Source organism: Flavobacterium sp. J49 (genome assembly GCF_011742145.1).
Taxonomy (GTDB): domain Bacteria; phylum Bacteroidota; class Bacteroidia; order Flavobacteriales; family Flavobacteriaceae; genus Flavobacterium.
Genome location: NZ_JAAQQU010000104.1, coordinates 51,120 through 64,642, shown reverse-complemented (window position 1 = coordinate 64,642; position 13,523 = coordinate 51,120). Strand labels below are relative to the sequence as shown.

At 38.5% G+C, this 13,523-nt stretch carries 10 protein-coding genes and 1 tRNA gene; 9 read left to right on the top strand and 2 right to left on the bottom strand.

The genetic code is table 11. The annotated features are described in order from the left end of the window. Nucleotides 1–144 precede the first annotated feature (144 nt). A tRNA-Gln gene (locus HA632_RS06835) sits at nt 145–215 on the top strand. 141 nt (nt 216–356) lie between these two features. Here HA632_RS06835 and HA632_RS06830 read toward each other — a convergent pair. Then, complete coding sequence (locus tag HA632_RS06830) at nt 357–1,181, bottom strand: universal stress protein (RefSeq protein ID WP_176306454.1); 825 nt, start codon at nt 1,179–1,181, stop codon at nt 357–359. Nucleotides 1,182–1,352: 171 nt separating this feature from the next. Between HA632_RS06830 and rimP the strand changes: the two genes are divergently transcribed. Genes rimP through infB form a run of 3 tightly spaced genes read left to right on the top strand, consistent with a single transcriptional unit; the run spans nt 1,353 to nt 5,863 of the window. Then, complete coding sequence (rimP, locus tag HA632_RS06825; protein WP_176307157.1) at nt 1,353–1,820, top strand: ribosome assembly cofactor RimP; 468 nt, start codon at nt 1,353–1,355, stop codon at nt 1,818–1,820. An 8-nt stretch (nt 1,821–1,828) separates the two neighbouring features. Next, nucleotides 1,829–3,070 (top strand): transcription termination factor NusA, encoded by a 1,242-nt coding sequence (gene nusA, locus HA632_RS06820; RefSeq protein WP_121311938.1) that lies wholly within the window; start codon nt 1,829–1,831, stop codon nt 3,068–3,070. Between the two features lie 36 nt (nt 3,071–3,106). Beyond that, a complete protein-coding gene (gene infB, locus HA632_RS06815) occupies nt 3,107–5,863 on the top strand; it encodes a translation initiation factor IF-2 (RefSeq protein ID WP_176306453.1) in 2,757 nt (918 codons plus the stop codon). A gap of 37 nt (nt 5,864–5,900) precedes the next feature. On the opposite strand, the gene HA632_RS06810 is transcribed toward infB, so the two are convergent. Continuing rightward, nucleotides 5,901–6,290, bottom strand: coding sequence for an SPOR domain-containing protein (locus HA632_RS06810; protein ID WP_176306452.1), 390 nt, complete (start codon nt 6,288–6,290; stop codon nt 5,901–5,903). A gap of 219 nt (nt 6,291–6,509) precedes the next feature. Between HA632_RS06810 and HA632_RS06805 the strand changes: the two genes are divergently transcribed. Genes HA632_RS06805 through HA632_RS06785 form a run of 5 tightly spaced genes read left to right on the top strand, consistent with a single transcriptional unit; the run spans nt 6,510 to nt 13,496 of the window. After that, nucleotides 6,510–7,856 (top strand): c-type cytochrome, encoded by a 1,347-nt coding sequence (locus HA632_RS06805; RefSeq protein ID WP_176306451.1) that lies wholly within the window; start codon nt 6,510–6,512, stop codon nt 7,854–7,856. Between the two features lie 32 nt (nt 7,857–7,888). Next, the gene (locus tag HA632_RS06800) at nt 7,889–10,939 is read left to right on the top strand and encodes a TAT-variant-translocated molybdopterin oxidoreductase (protein WP_176306450.1); all 3,051 of its coding nucleotides are present in this window, start codon (nt 7,889–7,891) and stop codon (nt 10,937–10,939) included. 39 nt (nt 10,940–10,978) lie between these two features. Further along, entirely contained in the window at nt 10,979–12,388 is a 1,410-nt protein-coding gene (nrfD, locus tag HA632_RS06795; RefSeq protein WP_171221528.1) for an NrfD/PsrC family molybdoenzyme membrane anchor subunit, read from the top strand. Between the two features lie 8 nt (nt 12,389–12,396). Continuing rightward, complete coding sequence (locus HA632_RS06790) at nt 12,397–12,924, top strand: DUF3341 domain-containing protein (RefSeq protein WP_176306449.1); 528 nt, start codon at nt 12,397–12,399, stop codon at nt 12,922–12,924. A gap of 8 nt (nt 12,925–12,932) precedes the next feature. Continuing rightward, a complete protein-coding gene (locus HA632_RS06785; protein ID WP_176306448.1) occupies nt 12,933–13,496 on the top strand; it encodes a cytochrome c in 564 nt (187 codons plus the stop codon). Nucleotides 13,497–13,523 lie beyond the last annotated feature (27 nt).

Genomic DNA, 13,523 nt, shown 5'->3' with positions numbered 1-13,523 from the left:
GACAGGGTGATTTTGCAAAAGAAGAATTTAATTTTTTCGTGTAATTGTTTGTGTAAAATAAAATTTGTTCTAAATTTGCACTCGCATTAAGCAAAACGGCTGTTCGCTGAACTCCGCTTTTAATCTTGCTTAATGTGTTAAAGCTGGTCTATGGTGTAATGGTAACACTACGGTTTTTGGTGCCGTCTTTCTAGGTTCGAGTCCTAGTAGACCAACGATAAATCCCGCAATTAGCGGGATTTTTTGTTTTATCGCAAGGACTAGAAGTTCATCCGAATTCATTTCGAGAAGTCCAAGTAGACCTATAAAAAAGCCTCTCAATTTTGAGAGGCTTTTTTAAATATGGTTTGTTTTTATTAGATTTTAAAAGTAACCACCGGTTTAAGTGCATGATTTACTAAGTCTTCGCTGATACTTCCGTTAAAGAAGTGGGCAAGTCCTTTTCGGCCATGAGTACTCATTCCTATCAAATCAGCATCGATATTGTTGGTAAAATTCAAAACACCGCTTTCTACATTAACATCATTGTAAATATGGGTAGAAAACTTATTGATGGTGAAATTAGAGATAAAATCATTCATAATTTCTTGGGCTACGTGTGTAGGCTTGAAACTGCTTGGGGTGTTAATCATTACCAAATGTAATTCGGCGTTAAATTTATTGGCAAATTCCACCACTTTAGCAAAAGGTCTTTTGATTTCGTCTGCAAAGTCAGAAGCAAAAACAAATTTGTTTACTTCAAAATTGCCGGCTTCTTTTTTGATAATCAATACCGGAATATCAGAATTTCTAACTACTTTTTCAGCATTAGAACCGATAAACATTTCTTTAAAACCGCTGGCACCGTGTGAACCCATTACAATCAAATCAACATCGTTCTTTTTACTGATGTTCATAATTCCGTCGAAAGCCAGCTCGAATTGAATAATCTCTGAAACCTTCAAACCTTCCAAGCTCGGATCATCCATTAAGTCTTCCAATCTGTTTATCGCGGCATTTTTAAAAAGCATGATTTCAGGTAAATCGTGACCGCTTCCAACGGCGTCACTGCCTTGATGAGGTAATTCTAACATGTGAAGAAGGAAGATTTCTCCTCCATTTTTTTTGGCAATTTGTGCCGCAACTTTTAATGCGTATCCGGCGTGTTCTGAAAAGTCTGTTGGGACTAAGATTTTTTTCATAATTTAAAAAAGTAAATTTTGGATAGGATATTTTAACACAATAAAGGTATTATTTTTTTTTGATTCGGCAATGATTTTTTGAATTATAAAAAAATAACTATATTTGCACCGTTATTTACCATTTAAAACTAAATAATGAGGGAAGCAGTGCTTCCCTCTTTTTATACAACTATGACATTTAAAGAGAAAGTTACGAATTTATTGGAAGAAGGTTTAATCGAAAAACCCTCGTTGTTCCTTGTAGATTTGAGTATTTCAGATAGTTATAAAATTACCGTAACTTTGGATGGGGATAATGGTGTAACTTTGCAGGACTGTATTGATGTCAGTCGTGTAATTGAAAACAACCTGGATAGAGAAGCTCAAGACTTTTCATTAGAAGTAGCATCGGCTGGGGTATCAACCCCCTTAAAATTGGTCAGACAATATAAAAAGAATATTGGGCGAACTTTAAAAGTAAAAACGGCTACCGAAACAATAGAAGCAAAATTAGAAGCAGCATCAGAGGAAAGCATCACACTTTCTTGGACTGCAAGAGAACCGAAAAAAATAGGAAAAGGAAAAGAAACAGTTGAACACCAACGCGAGATTCCTTATTCAGAAATAAAAGAAGCAATTGTTATTATAATATTTAATTAAAATTTGGCATGGAAAATATTGCATTAATCGAGTCATTTTCAGAGTTTAAAGATGATAAACTTATTGATCGAGTAACGCTTATGGCGATTTTGGAGGATGTATTTAGAAACGCATTAAAAAAGAAATACGGTTCTGATGATAATTTTGACATCATTATCAATCCTGATAAAGGTGATATGGAGATTTGGAGAAGAAGAATTGTTGTTGCTGATGACGATTTAGATTTAGAAAACGAAGAAATCACGTTAACGGATGCCAGAAAAATTGAGCCCGATTTTGAAATTGGTGAAGAAGTTTCTGAAGAAGTAAAATTGATAGATTTAGGAAGAAGAGCAATTTTGGCTTTGCGTCAAAACCTGATTTCTAAAATTCACGAACACGATAACACGAATCTTTACAAACAATTTAAAGATTTAATTGGCGAAATTTATACCGCCGAAGTGCACCACGTTCGCCCAAGAGTTGTAATTTTGGTGGATGATGAAGGAAACGAAATTGTATTGCCGAAAGAAAAACAAATTCCGTCTGACTTTTTCCGCAAAGGGGATAACGTACGCGGTATCATTGAAAGCGTTGAATTGAAAGGGAATAAGCCTCAAATTATCATGTCGAGAACGGCCGATAAATTTTTGGAAAAATTATTCGAGCAAGAAATTCCGGAAGTATTCGATGGCTTAATCATGATTAAAAAAGTAGTCAGAATACCGGGCGAAAAAGCAAAAGTAGCGGTAGATTCTTATGATGACAGAATTGATCCTGTTGGTGCTTGTGTTGGGATGAAAGGTTCTCGTATTCACGGTATCGTTCGTGAATTAGGGAATGAAAACATCGACGTAATTAACTACACCAGCAACTTACAGTTGTACATCACAAGAGCGTTAAGTCCTGCTAAAGTTTCTTCCGTTAAAATTGACGAAGAGAAAAAAAGAGCCGAAGTGTTCTTGAAATTAGAAGAAGTTTCTAAAGCGATTGGTCGCGGAGGTCACAACATTAAATTAGCCGGATTATTAACCGGTTATGAATTAGACGTAATCAGAGAAGGAAGCGCTATCGAAGAAGATGACGTTGAATTAACAGAATTCTCAGATGAAATCGACGGATGGGTAATCGATGAGTTTGCTAAAATCGGATTGGATACCGCGAGAAGTATTCTAAACCAAGATGTAGCCGATTTAGTGAGAAGAACCGATTTGGAAGAAGAAACCATTTTAGAAGTAATAAGAATATTGAAAGAAGAGTTCGAGGACTAATTCTTTCGCCAAAATAGATAACATTAAAAAGATTTTATGTCTGAAGGAAATATTAGAATTAATAAAGTTTTAAGGGAATTAAATATTTCTTTGGAAAGAGCTGTGGATTATCTTAAAGATAAAGGCATTGCAATAGAAGCAAGCCCAAACACAAAAATTTCCGATGATGTATATAATATTCTTTGTGGTCAATTTGCCGGAGACAAAGGAAACAAAGAAGCTTCTAAAGGCGTAAGTGAGGAAATCAGAAAAGAAAAAGAAGCACTTCGACTCGAAAGAGAAAAAGAGATTGAGGACAAACGCAAAGCAGATGAAGAGCGTCAACGTTTAGAGCTAATCAAAGCAAAGGCTGTAGTAACCGCTCCTAAACAAGTTGGAAAAATCGACCTTGAGCCAAAAGCCCCGGTTGCAATAACTCCAGCGGTTGAAACCCCGAAAATTGTTGTAGAATCTCAGGAAAATGTTATCAAAAAACAAGAAGCGGCCCCGGTTGAAGAAGTAAAAGAAGCGGCGCCAAAAGCCGAGCCGGTTGCTACAGAAGCACCGGTTGATGAAACCATCACTACCCAATATCAAAAATTGTCGGGTGCTACTTTAACAGGTCAGGTAATTGATTTATCCCAATTCAACAAACCCAAAAAGAAAAAAGAGGAGTTCAAAAAAGACAACAACAAACCGGCAACTCCGGGTGCGGGTCAAAATGCTGCTCAAGGCGCTAACAACAACGCGAATAAAAATAAAAGAAAAAGAATTGCGCCTAAACCGGGTGATAAGCCGGCCATTACCAGTGGTGGTAACACGCAAGGCGGAGGTAATAAATTTGGCAACAAACCAGGTGGCGGCTTCCAAAAAGGAGCTCGCCCTGCGATAGTTCAAAAAGTTGAGCCGACAGAAGAAGAGGTTAAAAACCAAATTAAAGAAACGCTTGAACGTCTTCAAGGAAAAGGAAACAAATCCAAAGCCGCGAAATACAGAAGAGACAAACGTGATACGCACCGTCAAAGAAATGAAGACGAGATGCAGGCCATCGAAGAAGGAAGCAAAACCATCAAAGTAACCGAGTTTGTTACCGTAGGGGAAATTGCAACGATGATGGATGTGCCTATTACCAAAGTAATCGGAACTTGTATGTCATTAGGAATCATGGTAACCATGAACCAACGTCTGGATGCGGAAACGCTTTCTATTGTTGCTGATGAGTTTGGTTATGAAGTAGAATTTGTAACCACCGATATCGAGGAAAACCTTGAAGTGGTTGAAGACAGAGAAGAAGATTTAGTACACAGAGCACCAATCGTAACGGTAATGGGTCACGTAGATCACGGTAAAACATCCTTGTTGGATTATATTCGTAAAACGAATGTAATTGCCGGAGAATCGGGAGGGATTACACAACACATTGGCGCTTACGGAGTGGAATTAGACAATGGTCAAAAAATTGCATTCTTGGATACACCGGGTCACGAAGCGTTTACCGCGATGCGTGCTCGTGGAGCTCAAGTAACGGATATCGCTATCATTGTGATTGCGGCGGATGATGACATCATGCCACAAACCAAAGAAGCTATCAGCCATGCGCAAGCCGCCGGGGTACCGATGATTTTCGCTATCAATAAAGTAGATAAGCCCGCGGCTAATCCTGAAAAGATCAAAGAACAATTGGCCGGTATGAATTTATTGGTGGAAGATTGGGGTGGAAAATACCAATCCCAAGATATCTCTGCCAAAGCCGGAACAGGAGTAAAAGAATTACTGGAGAAAGTATTATTAGAAGCCGAAATTTTAGAGTTAAAAGCCAATCCAAACAAACCGGCTCTCGGAACTGTTGTGGAAGCTTTCTTAGATAAAGGTAGAGGTTATGTGTCAACCGTTTTGGTACAAGCCGGAACCTTACGCGTAGGAGATTATGTGTTGGCCGGAAAAAATCACGGTAAGGTAAAAGCCATGCACGATGAAAGAGGTCATAATATACTAGTCGCCGGTCCGTCAACCCCAATTTCAATCTTAGGATTGGATGGTGCGCCAACAGCCGGTGATAAGTTCAACGTATTTGAAGACGAAAGAGAAGCCAAGCAAATTGCCGCTAAACGTACCCAGTTATTGCGTGAGCAATCCGTTCGTACACAAAAACACATTACGTTGGCAGAGATTGGTCGTCGTATTGCTTTGGGTCAGTTTAAAGAATTGAACATTATCTTAAAAGGAGATGTTGACGGTTCGGTTGAAGCGTTATCAGATTCCTTCTCAAAATTATCTACCGAAGAAATTCAAATCAGAATCATACACAAAGGAGTTGGAGCCATCACAGAATCAGACGTATTGTTAGCTTCGGCTTCCGATGCGATTATAATCGGATTTAATGTTCGTCCTTCAGGAAATGCTAAGCAATTGGCTGACAAAGAAGAAATTGATATCCGTAATTATTCTATCATTTACGACGCTATCGACGACTTAAAAGACGCGATGGAAGGCATGTTGTCTCCGGAGATGAAAGAAGAAATTACCGGTACAGCAGAAATCCGTGAGATTTTCAAAGTATCCAAAGTGGGAACTATTGCAGGTTGTATGGTAACCGATGGTAAAATCTTCAGAAACTCTAAAATAAGATTGATTCGCGAAGGCGTAGTAATTTATACAGGAGAATTAGCCACTTTAAAACGTTTCAAAGACGATGTGAAAGAAGTAGCCAAAGGCTATGATTGCGGTATGCAGATTAAGAATTACAATGATATTCATGAGCTCGATCAAATCGAAGCGTTCCAAGAAGTGGAAGTGAAGAAAAAATTGAAATAATAGCTAATAAAAAAGTCCCGAGTAATCGGGACTTTTTTTATTTATTAGGTTTAATTAAAAAAGCATTCGGGTACTTTTTCTTTAATTCATTTAGGTTTTTTTCGGCTTCAATTCGGGTTTTAAAATTGCCGACCCAAACCTTGTAGGCCGGTGTGCTGAAAACTATAGTAGCATCGATATTTTTGTTTTCCTTTTTAAAATCAATCAATGTTTTTTTGGAGTTTTCACTGTCACCATTAAATATTTGAATTTTGTAACGATCATTAATCGTGATAGAGCTGTTTATCTTTCTTTTTTCATTTAGTAACTGTTCAAACTTCGGATCTTGACTAACAGCCACTTTTCCGTCCTGACTAAAGCTTTTTTGAGATAAAAATAAAACTCCAACGGCAGTAAAAACAAGCTTTGTTTTGTGGAAATATTTCATAATGATTTGATTTTTATACAAATGTAAAACTTAAAAAATTAAACAAAAGACAATTTGTTATTTAGAATTAATATAAATTGGTATTTAAGATATATTTAAGGTTTTGAGAATAGTTCATAAGTCGTATTTTTGTGCAAGTTTTTAATAAAGCGTCGATTTTTACCTGAAAATAGGTTCAGAAAAAATCATGCCAACATTAGTCGATAATCATTATATTATATGAAAAAAATGGGTAACCATAATTCGATTTCAAGGAAAATAGTCTTCAGTTTAGCTTTGATGCTAACATTCTCCTTCACTTCATTTTCACAAGCAACACCGCCGGCAACCGACGCAGCAGCAACAGCTCCTGCAACCGATACGCCTGCGGCAGCAACTGCAGGAGGTGATCCGGTAGCCGGAAAAGCTTTGTTCAACGCCAATTGTGCAGCATGTCACGCTCTTGATAAGAAGATGACGGGTCCTGCATTAAGAGGTGTTTCTGCAAAGTATGATATGGCTTGGATTTACAAATGGGTAAACAACAGCTCTGCTATGGTTAAATCCGGAGATGCAAAAGCAGTTGCCATTTTTGAGGAATACAACAAGTCAGTGATGACTTCATTCCCAACATTGACAACAGCTGATATTGACAATATCATTGCTTATACCAACGAGAAAAAAGCGGAGCCACCTGTTGGAATGGCTGTTGCTGATAACGGTTTGAAAGCTGACAACGCAGGAGGGATTTCTAACGATGTGATTCTTGGTGCGCTTGCTTTGGTAATGCTGATGTTGGTAATTATGTTGTTCTTTGTAAACAATGTGTTGTCTAAAGTAGCCAAAGCTAACGGAATTGAGGTTGCTCAAAAAGAAGCATCGCTGCCAATTTGGAAAGCGTTTGCTAAAAACCAGTTTTTGGTTTTTGTGGCGTCAATTTTCTTGTTGTTGTCAAGCGGATACTTTGTGTATGGTTGGATGATGCAAGTTGGGGTTGATCAAGATTACGCGCCAATTCAGCCAATTCACTATTCACACAGAATTCACGCCGGTAGTAATGGTATTGATTGTAAATACTGTCACTCTGCTGCCAGAGTTAGTAAAAATGCCGGTATTCCTTCGTTGAATGTTTGTATGAACTGTCACAAAAACATCTCTGAAGTAGCTGATACTACGGCAACTGCCGAGCATACAAAAGCTTTCTATGACGGTGAAATTCAAAAATTATACGATGCAGTCGGCTGGGATAAGGCTACTCAAAAATATACAGGAAAAACAAAGCCGGTAAAATGGGTGCGTATCCACAATTTGCCTGACTTTGCTTATTTCAATCACTCACAACACGTAACTGTAGCTGGTATAGAATGTCAAAAATGTCACGGTCCAGTGCAGGAGTATGAAATACAAAAGCAATTTGCTCCATTAACGATGGGTTGGTGTATCAAGTGTCACCGTGAAACTGAAGTTAAGATGGAAGGCAATGCTTACTACACTAAAATTCACGAAGAACTTTCCAAGAAATATGGCGTAGAAAAATTGACTGCGGCACAAATGGGAGGTTTAGAATGTGGTAAGTGCCACTATTAATCAAATTATTAAGAAGCTAATATTTATATACGATGTCATCGAACAAAAAATACTGGAAAAGTGTTGAGGAACTAAACGAAAATAGTTCTATTGTTGAGACGCTTAGAAATAATGAATTTGTGGAAGCAATTCCAACAGATGAATTCTTATCAGACAAAGATTCATTATCTTCTTCTTCAACAACTCGTCGTGATTTCTTGAAATACGTAGGATTCAGTACAGCCGCTGCTACATTGGCAGCCTGTGAAGGTCCGGTACACAAATCTATACCTTACGTTTTACAACCGGAGCAAATCATTCCGGGTGTTGCAGATTATTTTGCAACTTCTATGTTTGACGGGTTTGATTTTGCTAATTTATTGGTAAAAACACGTGAAGGGCGTCCAATTAAAATTGAAAATAACACTATAGCGGGTGCTAAGTTTGCTGCCAATGCCAGAGTTCACGCTTCGGTATTGTCTTTGTATGACAGTATGCGTCTTAAAGTGACTAAGGTTGGTCAAAAAGAAGCCTCTTGGAAAGAAGCGGATTCAAAAATCAAAGCAAGTTTGGCTGAAGCCAAAGCTAAAGGAGGTCAAGTGGTTTTATTAACAAACACTTTGGCAAGTCCGTCAACAGAAAAATTAATCGCAGAATTTATTGCTCAAAACCCAAGTGCTAAACACGTTGTTTATGATGCGGTTTCTGAATCGGCTGCTTTGGATGCCTTTGAAGCAGTTTATGGTGAAAGAGCTTTAGCGGATTATGATTTCTCAAAAGCGAACACTATTGTTTCTATCGGTGCAGATTTCTTGGGAGATTGGCAAGGCGGAGGTTTCGATAGCGGTTATGCACAAGGAAGAATTCCGCAAAAAGGAAAAATGTCGAAGCACTTCCAGTTTGAAGCTAACATGACTTTGTCTGGAGCTGCGGCTGATAAACGTGTTCCGATGACAATAGCAAATCAGAAAAAAGCCTTAGTTGGTATCTATAATGTAATTGTTGGCGGTGCTGCTAATGCAGGAGATGCTGAAGTTACAAAAGCTGCCAAGCAGTTAAACGATGCTAAAAGCAAAGGGGTTTTGGTTTCAGGAATCCAGGATAAAAATGCACAATTACTAGTTTTGGCAATTAACCAAAAACTGGCTAGTGAGGCATTTTCAACTTCAGGAAGCCGTCAAATCAGAAAAGGATCTGATGCTAAAGTAACTCAATTGTTAGCAGATATGAATGCAGGAAGCGTTCATACTTTAATCATGAGTGGTGTAAATCCGGTTTATACTTTGGCAAACGGAAAAGCTTTTGCTGAAGGATTGAAAAAAGTAAAATTATCGGTAGCCTTCTCTTTGAAAGAAGACGAAACGGCTTCACTTACCAATATCGCTGTTCCTGCTCCTCATTACTTGGAGTCTTGGAATGACTTAATGTTAACCAAAGGCACTTATTCATTGGTTCAACCAACGATTCGTCCGTTATTCAGTTCGAAACAATTCCAAGAAGGATTGTTGTCATGGACCGGTAACACAGCCTCTTATTATGATTACATTAAAGCAAATTCAGCAGCTTACTTAAACGGATTGACTTGGAACAAAGCAGTTCATGATGGTGTTGTAGCCGGAGTAGCTACTGCAGCAGCAGGTGGTTCAGCTGATTATTCAGCGGCAGCCAATGCTTTGGCACAATCAAAACCGGCTAACGGATTTGAATTAGTATTGTATACCAAAACCGGTATGGGTGATGGTCAACAAGCTAATAATCCTTGGTTACAAGAGTTCCCGGATCCTATCACAAGAGTTTCTTGGGATAACTACATCACAGTTTCAAAAGCTGATGCTGACAAAATGGGTCTAGTTAATGAAATCGTTGCTAATGGAGGTTTAAACGGAAGTTATGCTACGGTAAAAGTAGGCGATACTTCTATCACGGCTCCGGTAATTGTTCAACCTGGACAAGCCGTTGGAACGATTGGTTTGGCTTTAGGATACGGTAAAAAAGCCGCTTTAAAAGAAGAAATGCAAGTAGGTGTTAATGCTTACGCTTTATATAATAACTTTAATAACGTACAATCGGCCACTTTAACTAAGGCAGATGGTGAGCATGAATTTGCTTGTGTACAATCGCAAAGAACTTTAATGGGAAGAGGCGATGTTATTAAAGAAACTACATTGACCGTTTTCACTGCTAAATTTGATGAGCCTGAAGTTTGGAATCCATCGCCGATGGTTTCTTTGGATCACAAAGAAGTGAAAGCAACTTCTGTTGACTTATGGGAATCATTTGACCGTTCGGTAGGACATCATTTCAATTTGTCAATCGACTTGAATGCTTGTACCGGATGTGGTGCTTGTGTTATTGCTTGTCATGCTGAAAACAATGTTCCTGTTGTTGGAAAATCTGAAGTAAGAAGAAGTCGTGACATGCACTGGTTGCGTATTGACAGATATTACTCTTCCGAAGAAACTTTCGCACAAGACAACGAGAAAAAAGACAACTTCAATGGTTTGTTCGGAGAAAAAGGTTCGTTAGGCGGATTTGGAGATATGGAAAACCCTGCTGAAAACCCACAAGTGGTATTCCAGCCGGTGATGTGTCAACACTGTAATCACGCACCATGTGAAACAGTTTGTCCTGTAGCAGCAACCTCTCACGGTCGTCAAGGTCAAAACCAAATGGCTTACAACAGATGTGTTGGTACTCGTTACTGTGCTAACAACTGTCCGTATAAAGTACGTCGTTTCAACTGGTTCTTGTACAGCAATAACGAAGAGTTTGATTTCCACATGAATGATGATTTAGGCCGTATGGTTGTGAATCCGGATGTGAATGTTCGTTCTCGAGGCGTTATGGAAAAATGTTCGATGTGTATTCAAAAAACACAATTGACTATACTAACTGCAAAACGTGAAGGCAGAGAAGTAGGTGTGGAAGAATTCCAAACCGCTTGTTCTTCTGCTTGTACTACCGGTGCTATGGTTTTTGGTGATGTTAACAACAAAGAAAGCAAAGTTGCTAAGTTGGCCGAAGACAATAGAATGTACCACTTATTGGAAAGCGTTGGAACAAAACCAAATGTTTTCTACCACGTAAAAGTTAGAAATACCTAGTATCAAAAAATAATTAATTAAGAAACAATATAAAGGATTATGTCGTCTCACTACGAAGCACCCATTAGAAAACCTTTAGTTATAGGTGATAAATCATATCACGATGTAACAGTTGATGTCGCCGCACCTGTAGAAGGTAGAGCCAACAAACAATGGTGGACAGTATTTTCAATAGCATTAGCCGCTTTCCTTTGGGGAATAGGTTGTATTGTATATACCATCTCTACCGGAATCGGAACTTGGGGATTAAACAAAACAGTTGGTTGGGCCTGGGATATCACTAACTTCGTTTGGTGGGTAGGTATCGGTCACGCCGGAACACTTATCTCTGCGGTATTATTGTTATTCCGTCAAAGATGGAGAATGGCCATTAACCGTTCTGCGGAAGCGATGACCATCTTCTCGGTAATACAAGCCGGTTTGTTCCCAATTATTCACATGGGACGTCCATGGTTGGCTTATTGGGTAGTGCCAATTCCAAACCAATTCGGTTCATTATGGGTTAACTTCAACTCACCGTTACTTTGGGACGTATTTGCGATTTCCACTTACCTTTCAGTATCATTAGTATTCTGGTGGACAGGTTTATTACCGGATTTCGCGATGTTGAGAGATAGAGCCGTAACTCCTTTTACCAAGAAAATTTATTCTATCCTATCTTTCGGATGGAGCGGAAGAGCAAAAGACTGGCAACGTTTCGAAGAGGTTTCTTTGGTATTGGCCGGCCTAGCAACACCATTAGTACTTTCTGTACACACTATTGTATCCTTTGACTTTGCTACTTCGGTAATTCCGGGATGGCATACGACTATCTTCCCGCCGTACTTCGTTGCCGGGGCCGTATTCTCAGGATTCGCGATGGTAAATACTTTGTTGATCATCATGAGAAAAGTATCTAACCTTGAAGCTTATATCACTATCCAACATATCGAATTGATGAACATTGTAATCATGATTACCGGTTCTATCGTTGGTGTTGCCTATATTACTGAGTTATTTGTAGCTTGGTATTCAGGAGTGGAGTATGAGCAATATGCTTTCTTGAACAGAGCAACCGGTCCTTACTGGTGGGCTTACTGGTCGATGATGACTTGTAACGTATTCTCTCCACAGTTCATGTGGTTCAAGAAATTAAGAACCAGTATTATGTTCTCTTTCATTATCTCGATTGTGGTAAATATCGGTATGTGGTTTGAGCGTTTCGTAATTATCGTGACCTCATTACACAGAGATTACTTACCGTCATCTTGGACGATGTTCCAACCTACATTTGTAGATATCGGAATCTTTATCGGTACGATTGGTTTCTTCTTTGTATTATTCCTTTTATATGCCAGAACATTCCCTGTGATTGCTCAAGCAGAGGTTAAAACAATCTTGAAATCATCAGGAGAGAATTATAAAAAACAAAGAGAATTAGAAGGTCATAATCATTCAGATAAACATTAATATTTGCTATGAGTAGTAATAAAGTTATACACGCAATATACAATGATGATGATGTATTAATGGATGCGGTTCACAAAACCAGAGCAGCCCATCATCATATTGAAGAAATTTTCACTCCTTTCCCGGTTCACGGTTTAGACAAAGCGATGGGATTGGCTCCGACAAGATTGGCTATCTGTGCCTTTATTTACGGATGTATCGGTTTAACAGTAGCTACAACCATGATGAATTACATCATGATTTCCGATTGGCCACAAGATATTGGAGGAAAACCAAGTTTTAGTTATATTCAAAACATGCCCGCTTTTGTACCGGTAATGTTTGAGATGACTGTGTTTTTTGCAGCTCACTTAATGGTAATCACTTTTTACATGAGAAGTAAGTTATGGCCATTCAAGCAAGCAGAAAACCCTGATGTAAGAACTACTGACGACCACTTTTTGATGGAAGTATCTGTTCATGATAATGAAGCAGAATTGGTAAAATTCTTTGAAGGAACAGGAGCAGTTGAAGTAAAAGTAATTGATAAGCATTAATAATAGATATGAAAAGTTTACTTAAAATAGCATTTGTATTCGGTTGCATTGTTTCTTTATCTTCATGTAAAGATGATTTGAAACCAAACTATCAATACATGCCAAATATGTACGAATCTGTGGCTTATGAAACCTATTCTGAGTCAGATGCTTTCAATTCACCAACGGGTGAAAAAGGGAAAGAAGGTCAAGTTCCGGCACAAGGTTCAATCAAAAGAGGATTTGTTCCTTATGAATACCCCAACACTCCGGAAGCTTTAGCAGCTATTAAAGCTTCGAATCCAAAATCACCGCTTGAATCAACTCAAGTAGATATGAAAAAAGCAGAGGAACTTTACGCTATATACTGTGCAATCTGTCATGGTGCTGAAGGAAATGGAAAAGGAAAATTGGTAACTCAAGAGAAATTCTTAGGAGTGCCAAGTTATGCGGACAGAGTTATCAATGAAGGTAGTATTTTCCATGTTGTGACTTACGGTTTGAATTCAATGGGTTCTCACGCCAATCAATTAAGTCAAGAAGAGCGTTGGTTAGTTGCCGCATATGTAATGCAACTTAAAAGCAAATTATAATTGTAGAACAAACAGATTGTTATAGAT